Source organism: Rhizobium leguminosarum, from assembly GCF_002953715.1.
GTDB lineage: Bacteria > Pseudomonadota > Alphaproteobacteria > Rhizobiales > Rhizobiaceae > Rhizobium > Rhizobium leguminosarum_V.
In genome coordinates, this window is the sequence record NZ_CP025012.1 from 4,488,501 (window position 1) to 4,504,394 (window position 15,894).

Below are 15,894 nucleotides of genomic sequence, written 5' to 3' on the forward strand. Positions count from 1 at the left end.
CTCCATCTCCGATTTCGGCGTCACAAGCTTTTAATCCCGGCACCGGCGCATTATGATTTGGTTATTCACCAGCCATTTTCAATATTTCCGGCAGGAGACGGCCATGCAGGACGCCGATAACGACAATAGCGAAACGCCGATGGCCGAGGGAACGGAGCCGCCGCGCAAGATGCTGTCCCCGGCTGCCAGACGCGCCCTTGCCGAAGCCGAGGAGCGGCGAAAGAACCAGAAGCCGCTGGAGCTGCCGCCGGAGATCGGCGGCCGCGGCGGAGCCGAGCCGGCGCGCTTCGGCGATTACGAAATCAATGGCCGAGCGATTGATTTCTAAGTCAATATTCCTATTGGCGTCTTACGATCGAAATAGCCGAGAATCCGGCTAACGAAGCGAGTGGGCCGCTCCGGAACCGAACGGACCGGACCAGCTCGATATGTCAGGCGGTTGCCTTGTTTTGCCGATTGGCGATCAGATCGTCGACCACGGCCGGATCGGCAAGCGTCGAGGTGTCGCCGAGAGCGCCGAAATCGTCTTCGGCGATCTTGCGCAGGATGCGGCGCATGATCTTGCCGGAGCGGGTCTTAGGCAGGCCGGGCGCAAACTGGATCTTGTCAGGCGCAGCGATCGGGCCGATTTCAGCACGAACATGTTTCACCAGATCCTGCCGAAGCGTATCCGATCCCTCGTGACCGGCCATCAACGTCACGTAGCAATAAATGCCCTGGCCCTTGATCGGATGCGGATAACCGACGACTGCGGCTTCCGAAACCAGGTTGTGAGAGACAAGCGCGGATTCCACCTCTGCCGTCCCGAGCCGGTGGCCGGAGACGTTCAGCACGTCGTCGACGCGGCCGGTGATCCAATAATAACCGTCCGCATCGCGCCGGCAGCCGTCGCCGGTGAAATACTTGCCCTTGTAGGTGGAGAAATAGGTCTGAATGAAGCGCTCGTGATCGCCATAGACCGTGCGCATCTGACCTGGCCAGCTGTCGGTGATGCAGAGATTGCCGTCGGCCGCGCCTTCCAGCACCTTGCCCTCATTGTCGACCAGCTGCGGCTTGATGCCGAAGAACGGGGTCGTCGCCGAACCGGGTTTCAGATCGGTGGCGCCAGGTAGCGGCGTGATCATATGGCCGCCGGTTTCCGTCTGCCACCACGTATCGATGACAGGGCAGCGCTTGTCGCCGACGACATTGTAATACCACTCCCAGGCCTCGGGATTGATCGGCTCGCCGACCGTGCCGAGCAGGCGCAGCGAAGAGCGGGAAGAGCGCGTGACGAATTCGTCACCGGCACCCATCAGCGAGCGGATCGCCGTCGGCGCCGTGTAGAAGATGTTGACCTTGTGCTTGTCGATGACTTCCCAGAAGCGGCCCTGATCCGGGAAATTCGGCACGCCCTCGAACATCAGCGTCGTCGCGCAGTTCGCAAGCGGCCCGTAGACGATGTAGGAGTGACCGGTGACCCAGCCGACATCTGCCGTACACCAGTAGACGTCACCGTCGTGATAATCGAAGACATATTCATGCGTCATCGCCGCATAGACGAGGTAACCGCCCGTCGTATGCAGCACGCCCTTCGGCTTGCCGGTCGAGCCTGACGTATAAAGAATGAAGAGCGGATCTTCCGCCTTCATCTTCACCGGCGGGCATTCCGCCTTCACCGTGGCGATCTCCTGGTGATGCCAGAGATCGCGGCCCGGCGCCCAGCCGGTCTTGCCACCGGTGCGACGAACGACCAGCACCTTGCTGACCCTGACATGCTGTCGAGCGGCGATATCGATCGCCGTATCGGTATTGTCCTTCAGCGGCACCGGCTTGCCGCCGCGCACGCCTTCGTCGCAGGTGATGACGAAGGTGGATTCGCAGTCAACGATGCGCCCCGCCAGCGCCTCCGGCGAGAAACCGCCGAAGACGACCGAATGCACCGCGCCGATGCGGGCGCAGGCAAGCATCGCATAGGCCGCTTCCGGGATCATCGGCATGTAGATGGTGACGCGATCACCCTTCTTGACGCCGTGCTTCTTCAACACGTTCGCCATCCGGCAGACATGCTCGTAGAGCTCGTTATAGGTGACCTTCTTGTCGATATAGGGGTTGTCGCCTTCCCAGATGATCGCCACCTGGTCGCCATTCGTTTTCAGATGGCGGTCGATGCAGTTGTAAGAGACGTTTGTCTGACCGTCCTCGAACCACTTGATCGAAACCTTGCCGGTAAAGGAAGTGTTCTTGACCTTGGTATAGGGCTTGAACCAGTCGATCCGCTTGCCGTGCTTACCCCAGAACTTGTCCGGGTTCTCGACGCTTTCCTCGTACCATTTCAGGTACTTTTCCTTATCGATCAGGGCGCGCGCCTTCACCGGCTTCGTGACCGGATAGATCTTCTCCGACATGCAACTCCTCCTCATGGGACATGCGACGGGCCGCGTGAGCTAGGAAGGGCCCGGACTTGAAATCACGGCAATTCATAGCAGTTCGCATCGCCACGGCAATTAGACAAAGGTCATTTCATTTCGGAAGAATTGCAATTATGCGACAGTGCGGTTATATAGCGGCATATTTCCCGGACATTGTGGTGACAATCCACGGACCGCGACCGGCGCGGACGATAGAAGGACTATATCCATGGCTCAAACACTGCTCATGCCGAAGGCGACCGCCATCTGGCTCGTCGACAATACGGCACTGTCTTTCGATCAGATCGCGCAGTTCTGCAAACTGCATCCGCTCGAAGTCAAGGCAATCGCCGACGGCGAAGCGGCGCAGGGCATCAAGGGCCTCGACCCGATCTCGACAGGACAGCTTTCCCGCGACGAGATTGCCCGCGCCGAGGCCAATCCGAACCACAAGCTGAAGCTTTCCGAACCGAAGGTGCGCGTGCCGGAATCCAAGCGCCGTGGTCCGCGTTATACGCCGGTTTCCAAGCGCCAGGACCGCCCGAACGCCATTCTCTGGCTCGTTCGCAACCATCCGGAGCTGAAGGACGCGCAGATTTCCCGCCTCGTCGGCACGACGAAGTCGACCATCGAGCAAATCCGCGAGCGCACCCACTGGAACTCCGCCAACCTAGCGCCGATGGATCCGGTAACGCTCGGCCTCTGCAGCCAGATCGATCTCGACATGGAAGTGGAAAAGGCCTCCAAGGGCCGTCCGCTGCCGACCGCTGCCGAGCTTGGCGCGACGCTGCAATCGGCACAGGAAACCGAGCGCCTGACCCCGAGCTACGAGCGCGAGGAGGAAAAGGAAAAGGAAATCGACGCCGATGCCGTCTTCCGCAAGCTGAGCTCGCTGCGCTCGGCCCCGAAGGACGAGGACGACGATCAGTACTGAGATATCAGCGATTTCATGAAAAACCCCGCCGGTATGAGCTGACCGGCGGGGTTTTTTATTGCGAATTGCCTGTTTCGAATTAGCTGCGGAACAGGGTGAGAATGTTCTGTGCCGAACTGTTGGCGATCGAGAGCGACTGGACAGCGAGCTGCTGCTGCGTCTGCAACGCCGAGAGCTTGCTTGATTCCTCTTCCATATCGGCATCGACCAGGCGGCCGACGCCGGAGTCGATCGAATCGTGCAGACCGCTGACGAATGTTTCCTGCAGCTGAATACGGGTCGAGATCGAGCCCAATGCCGAGCCGGCGGCAGTCATGGCGCCGAGAACCAGTTCGACACCGGTCAGGGCCGAGTCAAGCTGACCCTGGGTGAAACCGGTGATGTCGAGATCATATATTGACGCCATGACGATCACGGTGCCGCCATAGGTTCCGTTGAAGGCCGTGCCGATGATACCGCTTGATGTCTCGATCGCACCGGTGCTCGTCATGCCGAAAAGCACGTTTCCAAGCGAGCCCGAATCGAGCACATAGTCCGTCATCTTGACGGAGACGGCATTGCTGCCGTCGCGGACGAAGGACGAAACGACGCTCTTCGTGCCGGAAGCGCCGGCAACCCAGTTTTCGCCGGAGAAGGACGCCGATTGAGCAATGCTGAGCAGCTGCTCCTGCAGCTGGTCGAGTTCTTGCTGGATCTTCGTCTTGTCGACGCCCTTTTCGGTGGCGGCGACGATCTTGGCCTTGATGTCGCTGACGACATCGAGTGCGCTATCCATGGCCGAATAGGCCGTATCGACCTTCGCCGCGCCGAGACCGAGCGCGTCGGAGACGGCCGAAAGCGCCTTGTTGTCAGAACGCATGGTCGTAGCAATCGACCAGTAAGCGGCATTGTCAGCCGCCTTTTCGACACGATAACCCGATGAAACGCGACCCTGGGTGTCCTTGAGGCTATCGTTTACGCCGCGCAAAGTCTGCAGCGCTGCCATGGCAGCGTTGTTGGTAAGGATGCTTGTCATGATCCGTTCCACAATCGTTGAGAAAGGGGCAATCCGGACTAGGCCGGTAACGGCGACCGCGTCATGCAAAGCCTGCTATGCAAGCCATTGCCGTTAACAAATGCTTGCATCAACATGGTTAACAATTCCTCAATTAGGCTTGCCGAAAGTTTAATTTCACATCGGCAGGGAGCCTAAACCGCGCCCGCGCAGCGCCTCGGCAATTTCCTCTAAAATCGTTGGATCATCAATGGTTGCAGGCATTTTCCAGGGTATGCCGTCGGCGATCTTCTGCATCGTGCCGCGCAGGATTTTGCCGGAGCGCGTCTTCGGCAACCGGTTAACGGTGATGGCCGTCTTGAAGGCAGCAACAGGCCCGATCGAATCACGAATCATCGCCACGACCTCTGATTCGATCGCCGTCGCGTCACGGGAAACATGTCGTTTCAGCACCAGGAAACCGCAGGGCGCCTGACCCTTCAGCACATCGATCACGCCGATAACAGCGCATTCGGCGACATCAGGATGACGCGCACAGACCTCCTCCATCGCCCCGGTCGAGAGCCGATGACCGGCGCAATTGATGATGTCGTCGGTGCGCGACATGATGAAGAGATAGCCATCCTCATCGACGTAGCCAGCATCGGCCGTCTTATAGTAACCGGGAAACTCATCGAGATAGGCCGAGCGAAAACGTTCGTCCGCGTTCCAGAGGGTCGGCAGACAGCCGGGCGGCAAGGGCAGCTTGACGACGATATTGCCGAGCGTTCCCGCCTCGATCGGATGACCGGCATCATCGAGCACCGCAATGTCATAGCCGGGCATCGGCAGTGTCGGCGAACCGTGCTTGATGGGAAGGGCGCCGAGACCGAGCGGATTTGCGGCGATCGGCCAGCCGGTCTCCGTCTGCCACCAATGATCGATGACGGGTATGCCAAGCATACGCTCCGCCCATTTCAGCGTCTCCGGATCCGCTCTCTCGCCGGCCAGAAACAGTGCGCGCAAATCCGGCGTGGGATACTTGTGCATCAATTCACCGTCACCATCCTCCCGCCGGATGGCTCGGAATGCCGTCGGCGCCGTGAACAGCACCCGCACCTTATGCTCCGAAACGATGCGCCAGAATGTGCCGGCATCCGGAGTGCCGACCGGTTTGCCCTCGAAGATCAGAGTGGTTACGCCAGCGAGCAGCGGGGCATAGACGATATAGGAATGTCCGACGACCCAGCCGATATCCGAAGCCGTCCAGAAGACTTCGCCCGGCTTCAAGCCGTAGATATTCCGCATCGACCAGTTGAGCGCGACCATATGGCCGCCATTGTCGCGCACGACGCCCTTCGGCTGGCCCGTCGTGCCCGAGGTATAGAGGATGTAGAGCGGATCTGTCGCCTTGACGGAGACACAGGCGATCTCGGCGCCACGATGCTGCGCCACCGCCGCCTCGAAATCCTGATCCCGGCCGCTGACGAGATCTGCACGAAGCTCCGGCCGCTGCAGCACCAGACAGCGCGCCGACTTCGAACGCGCGATCTCGATCGCCTGATCGACCAGGGGCTTATAGGCGACGATGCGACCAGGCTCGAGCCCGCAGCTCGCGGTGATTACCAGCTTCGCACCGCAATCGTCGATGCGCGCCGCAAGTTCGCTGGCGGCAAACCCGCCGAAAACGACGGAGTGAACCGCACCGATGCGGGCGCAGGCGAGCATGGAAAAGACCGCCTGCGGCACCATCGGCATATAAAGGATGACGCGATCGCCTTTGCCGATGCCGCGTTCGAGCAACGCTGCTGCGATGGCCATCACATCCCGAAGCACCTCATCATAGGTGAAGTGGCGCTTCTCGCCGTTCATTGGCTGTCGAAGATGACCGCTGTCTCGCCGCCGCGGCCGGCAGCCACATGCCGGTCCAGGCAATTGTGGCAGGTATTGGTTTCCGCTCCGGAGAACCAGCGGCCGTAGACGCCCTCATTGGGCGAAAAAATCCGCTCCGGCGGCTTGAACCAGTCTATGTCGACCGCCGCTTCGCGCCAGAAGGCTTCGGGATCGCCTTTCCATGCCGCGTAGACCTGATGATAGCCCTTCTGCATCTGCTCCTCCCCAGGACATGCAAGCCTCGATATCAATCTAGGCGGCATTGAGGGGAACAGGAAGCCCGACCAAAGCAGCGTTTCAGCGCGTGCCGAATATCGCTGATCCCACACGCACGCTGGTGGCGCCGAAGGCGATTGCCGTCTCGTAGTCGCCCGACATGCCCATGGAAAGTTTTCCGACGCCGCATTTGAACGCTAGCTTTGCCAGCAGTGCAAAATGCGGCCCTGGATTTTCATCGGCCGGCGGAATGCACATCAAACCTTCGATGGAAAGGCCGAGCTCATCGTGGCAAAGGGCAATGAAGGCTGGCGTGTCGTCAGGAGCGATACCGGCCTTCTGCGGTTCGAGCCCGGTATTGACCTGGACGTAGAGCCGCGTCGTCTTGCCCTGCCGCTTCATCTCCTCGGCAAGCGCGCGGGCAATCTTTTCCCGGTCGACCGTCTCGATGACGTCGAAAAGCGCTACCGCATCCGCCGCCTTGTTCGATTGCAGCGGCCCGATCAGATGCAGCTCGATATCTGGACGCTCGGCTTTCAGCGCCGGCCACTTGCCCTGGCTTTCCTGCACCCGGTTCTCGCCGAAGACGCGCTGTCCGGCTTCGATGGCCGGACGGATCGCGTCCGCCTCGAAGGTCTTCGACACCGCGACCAGCTGAACGGAACCCGCCGGACGACCTGCCGCGCGTTCCCCGGCCGCAATCCGTGATCGCACGTCGTTCAACCGCTCTTGAAGTTCCATCGTTCTGCCTCGACATACCAGGATGAAAGGATTGGCAATGAACTAACCAGCCAACCTGTGCTTGCCAAGACCCGCCTTCGCGAAATCGCTTGCGCGTGATCAAGATCGGACGCTTGCAGCGCCTGCAAAACTTGACGCTACGGTGGTTTCATGGTGAAGGTCTCGGCCAACTCCCCTGATTTTCCGGAAATACGAATACTATGGCCACCGAACGTTATAATCCGCGCGATGCCGAGCCCCGCTGGCAGCAGAAATGGAATGAAGACAAGGTCTTCGAGACCGACAATGCCGATCCGCGCGAAAAATATTACGTCCTCGAAATGTTCCCCTATCCATCGGGGCGCATCCATATGGGCCATGTCCGCAACTACGCCATGGGCGATGTCGTCGCCCGCTACAAGCGCGCGCGGGGCTACAACGTGCTGCACCCGATGGGCTGGGACGCTTTCGGCATGCCAGCAGAGAATGCCGCCATGGAGCGCGGCGTGCATCCCGCTTCCTGGACCTACCAGAATATCGGCTCGATGAAGGCGCAGCTGAAGGCCATGGGGCTCTCACTGGACTGGAGCCGCGAATTCGCCACCTGCGACGTTGAATATTACCAGCACCAGCAGCATCTCTTCGTGGATTTTCTGGAAAAGGGCCTGGTCTACCGCAAGCAGTCGAAGGTCAACTGGGATCCTGTCGACAACACCGTGCTGGCCAACGAACAGGTGATCGACGGCCGCGGCTGGCGTTCCGGTGCGTTGGTCGAACAGCGCGAGCTGACGCAATGGTTCTTCAAGATCACCGATTTTAGCCAGGATCTGCTCGACGCGCTGGATACGCTCGACCAGTGGCCGGAAAAAGTGCGGCTGATGCAGAAGAACTGGATCGGCCGCTCGGAAGGCCTGGCTATCCGCTGGGAGATCGTGCCGGAAACGGCACCTGCCGGCGAGAGCGAAGTCACGGTCTATACCACCCGGCCGGACACGCTGTTCGGCGCCTCCTTCCTGGCGATCGCCGCCGATCATCCACTGGCGAAGGATGCTGCCGCGAAAAACGCCGATATCGAAGCCTTCTGCGAGGAGTGCCGCCGTGCCGGCACGTCGCTCGCAGCACTCGAGACCGCCGAAAAGAAGGGCATGGATACCGGTATCCGCGTCAGGCATCCGCTTGATCCCTCCTGGGAGCTGCCTGTCTATATCGCCAATTTCGTCCTGATGGATTACGGCACGGGCGCGATCTTCGGCTGCCCATCAGGCGATCAGCGCGATCTCGATTTTGCCCGCAAATACGGCCTTCCGGTCGTGGCCGTCGTCATGCCGAAAGATGGCGATGCTGCAAGCTTTGCCGTCGGCGACACCGCCTATGACGGTGATGGTGTGATGATCAACTCCCGTTTCCTCGACGGCAAGACGACCGAGGAAGCCTTTGATATTGTTGCAGATCGGCTGTCTGCCGCTTCACTCGGCAATGCGCCGCAGGCCGAACGCAAGGTCAATTTCCGTCTGCGCGATTGGGGCATTTCCCGTCAGCGTTATTGGGGCTGCCCGATCCCGGTCATCCATTGCGATGATTGTGGTGTCGTGCCGGTGCCGAAGAAGGACCTGCCGGTCAAGCTGCCCGACGACGTCACCTTCGACCAGCCGGGCAATCCACTCGACCGTCATCCGACCTGGCGTCATGTCTCCTGCCCGAACTGCGGCAAGGATGCCCGCCGCGAGACGGATACGATGGATACTTTCGTCGATTCGAGCTGGTATTTCACCCGCTTTACCGCGCCCTGGGAAGGAGAGCCGACCGATCCCGAGGCTGCGAACCGCTGGCTGCCGGTCGACCAGTATATCGGCGGCATCGAGCACGCGATCCTGCACCTGCTCTATTCCCGCTTCTTCACCCGCGCCATGCGCGAAACCGGTCACGTCGCTGCCACCGAACCTTTCAAGGGTCTCTTCACCCAGGGCATGGTGGTCCACGAAACCTATAGCCGCGGCGCTGGCGCCGGCCGCGAATGGGTGGCACCTGCCGATATCCGCATCGACGAACTCGACGGCAAACGCCGGGCTTTCTTGCTGACGAACAACGAGGAAGTCGCGATCGGCTCGATCGAGAAGATGTCGAAATCGAAAAGGAACGTCGTCGATCCTGACGATATCATCGCCTCCTACGGCGCCGATACCGCTCGTTTCTTCGTTCTGTCCGACTCGCCGCCGGAGCGTGATGTCATCTGGTCCGAGGCGGGCGTTGAGGGCGCTCATCGCTTTACCCAACGTCTGTGGCGCCTGATTTCCGAAGCCGCCGATGCGCTGGCCGCCGTCGCACCGGCCCCGGCCACCGATGGGGAAGCCTTGTCAATCTCGCAGGCTGCCCACAAGACGCTGAAGGCTGTCCAAAACGACTATGACAAGCTCTGGTTCAACAAAGCCGTTGCCCGAATTTATGAACTCGTCAACGCGCTGGCCGCACCGATGACGAGGGTCGCGGCAGGCGAGGGTGATGCGACCTATCGTGCGGCGGTACGCGATGCCGTCGAGATCCTGATTCAGCTCGTCTCTCCGATGACGCCGCATCTGGCTGAGGAATGCTGGGCCGCGCTCGGCAATGAAGGACTGCTTGCCCGGGCAAGCTGGCCGCAATACGACGAAACACTCGTCATCGAAAACGATGTCGTCCTGCCGGTACAGATCAACGGCAAGAAACGCGCTGAATTGACAATTTCTCGCGATGCAGATCAGAATGCCGTCACCGACGCCGTGCTGGATCTGGATGCGGTGAAGAACGCGTTGAACGGACAAGCACCGAAGAAAATCATCGTGGTTCCCCAAAGGATTGTAAACATTGTCGTCTGATATCGCTTGCAAGCTGGCTCGCAATGCCGGCATCGCCATGATCCTTGCCTCCGCGGCTTTTCTCTCCGCCTGCCAGGTTCGTCCGCTCTACTCTGAGAATTCCGGTGTCACTGCAAAGCTTTCCTCGGTCGGCTTTTCCCCAGCAGGCAGCCGCATCGAGCAGCAGGTTCGCAACCACCTGATCTTCCTTGCGTCGCGTGGGGCCGGCGAGCCTGAAAAACCGGAATACCAGGTCGAAATGCACGCCTCATCGTCCGTTGCCGATACGCTGCTTACGGAATCCGCCGATACGTCGCGAGCCGGTCGTGTGACCGTCAGCGTCACCTACACGCTGCGCGCGACGAGCGACAATCATGTCATCAAGGCCGGCAGCCGCGCTACCACGGCGCTGGTGGATTTCCCTGACCAGCAATTTGCCAAGCAGCGGGCAATCCGCGATGCCGAAAACCGTGCGGCGGATCAGGTGGCGGAATTCGTAGGAGCCGATATCGCCGCTGCTCTCAGCCGCTGAGGGCGGAGATGTGGCAGAGATAAAATCCCACGAATTCAAGACTTTTCTGCAGAAATCGGCACGAAACTATCGGATTTTCGTCATCTACGGGCCGGATCGCGGCCTTGTTTCCGAACGAGCGGGCCTGCTCGCCGGCAAGAGCGGTGTCGCGCTCGATGATCCCTTCTCGCTGACGAAACTCGATATCGGCGACCTGCAGAAGGATCCCGGTCGGTTGGTCGACGAGGTCCAGTCGATCGGGCTGTTCGGCGGTGAAAAACTGATCTGGATCCGCGGTGCCGCCAACGAGAAATACCTGGTCGATTCCCTGGCGCTGCTGGCTGAAAAACCACTCGAAGCCGCCTATCTGATCGTCGAGGCCGGCGACCTGAAGAAGGGCTCGTTGTTGCGCAAGACGGCGGAAGCCGCACGATCTGTCATGACGATCCCGTCCTACGCCGATGACAGCCGCGCCCTCAATGCCTTGATCGATACTGAGCTCGGTGCAGAGAAGCTCGGCATTACGCCGGCCGCGCGCCAGGCGCTCATAGCCTTGATCGGCGGCGACAGGATCGCTTCCCGAAACGAGGTACGCAAGCTTGCTCTCTACTGCCGTGGCTTTGATACGGTCGAAGAACATCACGTTACCGAAATAATTGGCGACGCCAGCGCCATCTCGGTTGACGATGCTGTCGATGCCATTCTCGGCGGCGATCTCAACGCCTTTCTGCACGCCATGCAAAAAATCAGCAGCTCGAAAACCGCGATCTTTCTCGTTCTGCAAGCATGCCTGAAGCAATTTCAGCTTCTTGACTCGATGCGCGCCGAAATGGATGAAAAACGGCTGCAGCCGCCTCAGATCATGCAGACGATGGGGCGGCATTTGCATTTTCGCCGCAAGCCAATCATCGAACAGGCATTGCGCCAGTGGACCGCGGAAAGCATCGCGCGTGAATCCAATCGGCTGCAGGCCGCTATTCTGCAAAGCCGACGGCGACAGGTACTGGAGGACAGCGTAGCGATGCAAACGCTTCTGTCCACCACTCTACAATCCGGCCGGAAATCCGCCTGAATAGCAGCTGTCCGAAAATCGGAATCGATTTTCGGACAGCACGATGCCAGGATTGAAAGAGTGAGTGCGTCCTTTGCGTATCCGAAAGGATCGCATGGCGCTCTAGCGTCTCTCGAGCAAGCGGCAGATTTCCTCGAGCTGTTCTAGTGACTTATAGGAAATTTTGATCTGGCCACCGCTCGCCTTGTGATTGATCGCAACCTCAAGGCCGAGTGCATCGGAAAGTGTCCGCTCCAGCGCCAGCGTGTCGGAATCCTTTTGATCTCGCCGCAGGGCTGCTTGCTGTGGTTCCGACTGGGCCTTGATATTGTTTTGCGCCAATTTTTCCGCGTCACGCACCGACATGCCCTTGGCAACGATCGTACGGGCAAGACTTGCCGGGTCAGATGTCGAAACCAGTGCGCGCGCGTGCCCAGCCGATAGGCTGCCGGCGGCAAGCAGATCACGAACCGGATCCGGCAGCTTCAACAAGCGCAAGGAGTTGGCAACGTGGCTGCGGCTTTTCCCAATGATTTCCCCAAGGTCGTTCTGGGTGTAACCATACTCAGCAATAAGCTGCTCATAGCCCAATGCCTCTTCGAGGGCATTGAGATCCGCGCGCTGCACGTTTTCGACGATGGCGATTTCCAGCGCCGTCTTATCATCCACGTCACGGACGATGACAGGAATCTCGATCAGCCCGGCAAGCTGAGCTGCGCGCCAACGTCGCTCGCCGGCGATGATTTCATATCGATCCCGCGACATAGTCCGCACAACAATCGGCTGAACGATACCGTGTTGACGAATGGAGCTTGCGAGATCATGCAGCTCAGCGTCATCGAAGAAACGACGAGGATTGCGGGGATTGCGGCTAACGAACTCGATCGGGATCATCCTGTCGGCACTGATAATCCGCTCGGCTTCCACCGGAACAGGCTGATCCATTTCACCAATCAGCGCCGCAAGGCCACGGCCCAATCGCCTCTTCGATACATCGTCATTCATGATCTACACTCACCTACACCCCGAAAATGATATCACGCGGCCAGTCTTTGGCGCTCGCGCTGGATGACCTCGGAGGCCAGCTGCAGATAGGCCTGACTGCCGGCGCACTTCAAGTCATAGAGAATGGCAGGCTTGCCGTAGGACGGAGCCTCAGAAACCCGGACGTTGCGCGGAATTAACGTGTGGTAAACCTTGTCCCCGAGATGCGTGCGCACGTCATTGACAACCTGCTGAGCAAGATTGTTGCGCGCATCGAACATCGTCAGGACGATCCCCTGAATATCCAGACGCGGGTTAACCGTTCGCCGAACCTGGCTGACGGTCTCAAGCAGCTGACTCAACCCCTCCAGCGCAAAGAATTCACATTGCAGCGGCACCAAAACCGAATGGGCGGCTGCCATGGCATTCATCGTCAGCAGATTGAATGATGGCGGGCAGTCCAGAAGAATATAAGAAAACGCCATGGCTTCGGGCGAAGATAACGCTTTCCGCAATTTGAAGACCCGATCGCTCTGCTGCGAAATCTCCATCTCGATGCCGAGCAGGTCCATCGTCGACGGGACGATAAAGAGATTAGGAACCGCTGTTTCGAGAGTCACGTCAGGGATCCCACGATCGCCAACCATCAGATCATAGGAGGAAAGCTTGCGATCACGACGATCGATACCGAGGCCGGTGCTGGCATTGCCCTGCGGGTCGAGATCGACGATCAAGACACGCTCGCCAATAGCAGCAAGCGCCGTTGCCAGATTGATTGCTGTGGTCGTTTTACCAACGCCACCCTTCTGATTTGCGATGGTGATAATCCGATGTCGTTCGCCAGCCATTGCCGCAATATCCCATCTGTTAAACCAAGCGCCGGAGATTTGATACTTCCAAAACAACGGATTCCTGCTCGACGGCGCTCTTATGTTCTAACAGATCGAATTCCCACCGACCACGTGCTTTGTCGATTTCCCTCAGGTAATCCCGGCCTTTGTGAAAAAAACCACGACAATTTTCTTTGCCAAGCATCCAGGGGGCAGAATAGCCGAGAAGCCCATCAAGATCGGCAAGGGCGCGCGCTGAAATCGCGTCGCATTCGCCAACTTCCGTATAGGCATCTTCGATTCGAGTGATATGCACGCTGCCGCGCGCATTGGTCTCCCGCAACGCGGTCCTAAGAAACGCCGCCTTTTTATGGTTGCTTTCGACCAGATGTACCCATCCGTCCTGCAATTCGGCCAGAAAAATCGCCGTAATAACGCCGGGAAAGCCACCGCCACTTCCAAGGTCGACCCAGCTTATTGGTTGCGGATGGATCTGAAAGACCTGACTACTATCGGCGATGTGCCGGTCCCATAAGTCATCGAGGGTCGACGGCGCCACCAGATTAATCGCTTTCGCCCACTTCTGAAACAGCGCAGCGAAGTGTCGAAGCCGTTCCTGTGTTTCACGTGAAACACGCAAGCCGTTTAATTCCATTCTGAAAGACTCTCAAATCTTGTAATCAGGCGCTATGACGCTCAGCAGATGGTAGGCGGCGCAAGTGCACAAGCAGCAATGCGATTGCCGCGGGCGTCATTCCTTCAACGATTGTAGCCTGGGCAATATTGAAAGGGCGAGCAGCACCGAGCTTCGCCTTAAGCTCGTTGGAGAGACCAGAAAGTGCCTCATAATTGAAATCAAGTGGTATCTGCCGCTCTTCGTCGCGTTGCTGATCAGCAATCGCCGTCGCTTGCCGATCCAGATAAACCGAATAGCCGGCCTCGATTTCCAACGCTTCCGCAACTTTGGGACTAATCGCGCCGAGCGCCTCTGGCCAAACATGCTGGAGCGCGGCAAAATCGTAATTTGGATACGATAACAAATCATAGGCCGTTCGGCGCTGCCCATCGAGATTGATGTTCAGGCCAGCGCGTCGCGCCTCATTCGGTGTAAGTGTCAGCGACTGCAACAGCGCCCGGCCACTCTCGATTTCTGCTTGATAGGATGTGAATCGCCGCATCCGTTCGCCACTTACGCATCCAAGCCGCATAGCCAGGGGCGTCAAACGCATATCGGCATTGTCCGCACGCAAAGTTAGCCGATATTCCGCACGTGATGTAAACATTCGATACGGCTCCGTAACGCCGCGTGACGTGAGATCGTCAATCATCACCCCGATGTAGGAATTCGTCCGGCTAAAATGAAACGGATCCGAATCGTTGCTTCGCAATGCAGCATTCAACCCGGCTGCCAGGCCTTGAGCAGCAGCCTCTTCATATCCAGTCGTGCCATTGATCTGGCCGGCGAGAAACAGGCCTCTCAACCGTTTGACCTCCAACGATGGCGTCAACTCTCTCGGATCGACATGATCATATTCGATCGCATAGCCCGGTTGCAGTATTCTTGCCTGTTCGAGACCCGGGATCGTTTTAATGAATTCGGCCTGTACATCCGCCGGCAAAGAGGTGGAAATCCCGTTCGGATAGACCGTGTCATCGTCCAGTCCCTCAGGCTCGAGAAAGACCTGATGTCCATCCCGCTCTCCAAATTTCACCAGCTTGTCTTCGATAGACGGGCAATAACGAGGCCCGACGCCCTCGATCTGCCCGGAATACATTGCCGAGCGCATAATGTTGTCGACAATGATGCGGTGGGTCGCTTCGGTCGTCCTGGTCACCCCGCATTCGATTTGTGGCGTGGTAATCGTGTCTGTCATAAAGGAGAAGGGGACAAGCTCCTCGTCAGCTCGCTGTCGACCGATGGATTGCCAGTCGATCGTCTTTCCGTCCAGCCGGGCGGGTGTGCCGGTCTTCAGACGTCCCAGCCGCAGTCCAAGGCGGGCGAGGGTTGCAGACAATCCGATCGACGGCGCTTCACCCACACGCCCGGCCGGTGTCTTTTCCGACCCGATATGAATAAGGCCGCGCAGAAAGGTGCCCGTGGTCAAAACCACCGCCGGCGCTTTCAGGGTTCGACCATCCTTCATGATCACGCCGGCGACGCAACCATCGACAACGTCCAGATCAAACGCATCGCCTTCGATGATATCCAGGTCCGGCGTCGCTTCGATCGCCGCCAGCATTGCCATCCGATAAAGCTTTCGATCGGCCTGCGTCCGCGGTCCTCGGACAGCCGCGCCCTTCTTCTTGTTGAGCATCCTGAATTGAATGCCTGCAACATCGGCGACGCGACCCATCAGGCCATCCATCGCATCGATCTCCCGAACCAGATGGCCCTTGCCCAGCCCGCCAATCGCCGGATTACAGGACATGACTCCGATCGTCTCCCGCCTATGCGTAATCAGAGCGGTTTTTGCCCCGAGGCGCGCAGCTGCGCCGGCAGCCTCCGACCCCGCATGGCCGCCACCGATCACAATCACATCGAAGACACTATCCGTCATTCA

12 protein-coding genes and 1 pseudogene are annotated in these 15,894 nt (G+C 58.9%); 5 read left to right on the plus strand and 8 right to left on the minus strand.

The annotated features are described in order from the left end of the window. Positions 1-103: 103 nt before the first annotated feature. On the plus strand, positions 104-328 hold the full coding sequence (locus tag CUJ84_RS22225) for a DUF1674 domain-containing protein (RefSeq protein ID WP_064649388.1): 225 nt from the start codon (positions 104-106) through the stop codon (positions 326-328). 103 nt (positions 329-431) lie between these two features. On the opposite strand, the gene acs is transcribed toward CUJ84_RS22225, so the two are convergent. Further along, positions 432-2,387 (minus strand): acetate--CoA ligase, encoded by a 1,956-nt coding sequence (gene acs, locus CUJ84_RS22230; RefSeq protein WP_105007762.1) that lies wholly within the window; start codon positions 2,385-2,387, stop codon positions 432-434. Between the two features lie 232 nt (positions 2,388-2,619). Here acs and CUJ84_RS22235 point away from each other — a divergent pair, with 232 nt between their 5' ends. Continuing rightward, on the plus strand, positions 2,620-3,324 hold the full coding sequence (locus tag CUJ84_RS22235) for a DUF1013 domain-containing protein (protein ID WP_007632151.1): 705 nt from the start codon (positions 2,620-2,622) through the stop codon (positions 3,322-3,324). A 79-nt stretch (positions 3,325-3,403) separates the two neighbouring features. On the opposite strand, the gene CUJ84_RS22240 is transcribed toward CUJ84_RS22235, so the two are convergent. The 3 genes and pseudogenes from CUJ84_RS22240 to CUJ84_RS22250 all read right to left on the minus strand — a co-directional run bounded on the left by CUJ84_RS22240 (position 3,404) and on the right by CUJ84_RS22250 (position 7,147). Beyond that, positions 3,404-4,339: a flagellin gene (locus CUJ84_RS22240; protein ID WP_105007763.1), complete on the minus strand. Its 936-nt coding sequence runs from the start codon at positions 4,337-4,339 to the stop codon at positions 3,404-3,406. Positions 4,340-4,495: 156 nt separating this feature from the next. Continuing rightward, positions 4,496-6,405, minus strand: a pseudogene (locus tag CUJ84_RS22245) (propionyl-CoA synthetase). Positions 6,406-6,487: 82 nt separating this feature from the next. Continuing rightward, the gene (locus tag CUJ84_RS22250; protein ID WP_105007764.1) at positions 6,488-7,147 is read right to left on the minus strand and encodes a YggS family pyridoxal phosphate-dependent enzyme; all 660 of its coding nucleotides are present in this window, start codon (positions 7,145-7,147) and stop codon (positions 6,488-6,490) included. A gap of 200 nt (positions 7,148-7,347) precedes the next feature. Between CUJ84_RS22250 and leuS the strand changes: the two genes are divergently transcribed. The 3 genes from leuS to holA are packed head-to-tail and all read left to right on the plus strand — an operon-like array spanning position 7,348 to position 11,540. Then, positions 7,348-9,978: a leucine--tRNA ligase gene (gene leuS, locus CUJ84_RS22255; RefSeq protein WP_105007765.1), complete on the plus strand. Its 2,631-nt coding sequence runs from the start codon at positions 7,348-7,350 to the stop codon at positions 9,976-9,978. Next, positions 9,968-10,489: an LPS assembly lipoprotein LptE gene (gene lptE / locus CUJ84_RS22260; protein WP_105007766.1), complete on the plus strand. Its 522-nt coding sequence runs from the start codon at positions 9,968-9,970 to the stop codon at positions 10,487-10,489. Before leuS ends, lptE begins: the two co-directional genes overlap by 11 nt. Positions 10,490-10,499: 10 nt before the next feature. After that, positions 10,500-11,540: a DNA polymerase III subunit delta gene (gene holA, locus CUJ84_RS22265; RefSeq protein ID WP_105007767.1), complete on the plus strand. Its 1,041-nt coding sequence runs from the start codon at positions 10,500-10,502 to the stop codon at positions 11,538-11,540. Between the two features lie 102 nt (positions 11,541-11,642). Here the strand turns inward: holA and CUJ84_RS22270 are convergent, their stop codons facing one another. From CUJ84_RS22270 to mnmG, 4 genes are read right to left on the minus strand one after another with little or no spacing between them, the layout of a single operon-like run. Beyond that, entirely contained in the window at positions 11,643-12,524 is an 882-nt protein-coding gene (locus tag CUJ84_RS22270) for a ParB/RepB/Spo0J family partition protein (RefSeq protein ID WP_027682338.1), read from the minus strand. Between the two features lie 32 nt (positions 12,525-12,556). Next, a complete protein-coding gene (locus CUJ84_RS22275) occupies positions 12,557-13,351 on the minus strand; it encodes a ParA family protein (protein WP_018244154.1) in 795 nt (264 codons plus the stop codon). Between the two features lie 19 nt (positions 13,352-13,370). After that, positions 13,371-13,988 carry a 16S rRNA (guanine(527)-N(7))-methyltransferase RsmG gene (rsmG, locus tag CUJ84_RS22280; RefSeq protein WP_105007768.1) on the minus strand — a complete coding sequence of 206 codons (618 nt, stop codon included), beginning with the start codon at positions 13,986-13,988 and terminating at the stop codon, positions 13,371-13,373. Positions 13,989-14,013: 25 nt separating this feature from the next. Then, on the minus strand, positions 14,014-15,891 hold the full coding sequence (gene mnmG / locus CUJ84_RS22285; RefSeq protein ID WP_105007769.1) for a tRNA uridine-5-carboxymethylaminomethyl(34) synthesis enzyme MnmG: 1,878 nt from the start codon (positions 15,889-15,891) through the stop codon (positions 14,014-14,016). Between the last annotated feature and the right edge of the window lie 3 nt (positions 15,892-15,894).

Excerpts from the sequence above, each read along its gene's own strand:
- CUJ84_RS22235 (WP_007632151.1), top strand. The coding sequence starts at position 2,620 with ATGGCTCAAACACTGCTCATGCCGAAGGCGACCGCCATCTGGCTCGTC.
- CUJ84_RS22250 (WP_105007764.1), bottom strand. The coding sequence starts at position 7,147 with ATGGAACTTCAAGAGCGGTTGAACGACGTGCGATCACGGATTGCGGCC.
- CUJ84_RS22270 (WP_027682338.1), bottom strand. The coding sequence starts at position 12,524 with ATGAATGACGATGTATCGAAGAGGCGATTGGGCCGTGGCCTTGCGGCG.
- leuS (WP_105007765.1), top strand. The coding sequence starts at position 7,348 with ATGGCCACCGAACGTTATAATCCGCGCGATGCCGAGCCCCGCTGGCAG.
- mnmG (WP_105007769.1), bottom strand. The coding sequence starts at position 15,891 with ATGACGGATAGTGTCTTCGATGTGATTGTGATCGGTGGCGGCCATGCG.
- acs (WP_105007762.1), bottom strand. The coding sequence starts at position 2,387 with ATGTCGGAGAAGATCTATCCGGTCACGAAGCCGGTGAAGGCGCGCGCC.
- CUJ84_RS22275 (WP_018244154.1), bottom strand. The coding sequence starts at position 13,351 with ATGGCTGGCGAACGACATCGGATTATCACCATCGCAAATCAGAAGGGT.
- CUJ84_RS22240 (WP_105007763.1), bottom strand. The coding sequence starts at position 4,339 with ATGACAAGCATCCTTACCAACAACGCTGCCATGGCAGCGCTGCAGACT.
- CUJ84_RS22225 (WP_064649388.1), top strand. The coding sequence starts at position 104 with ATGCAGGACGCCGATAACGACAATAGCGAAACGCCGATGGCCGAGGGA.
- rsmG (WP_105007768.1), bottom strand. The coding sequence starts at position 13,988 with ATGGAATTAAACGGCTTGCGTGTTTCACGTGAAACACAGGAACGGCTT.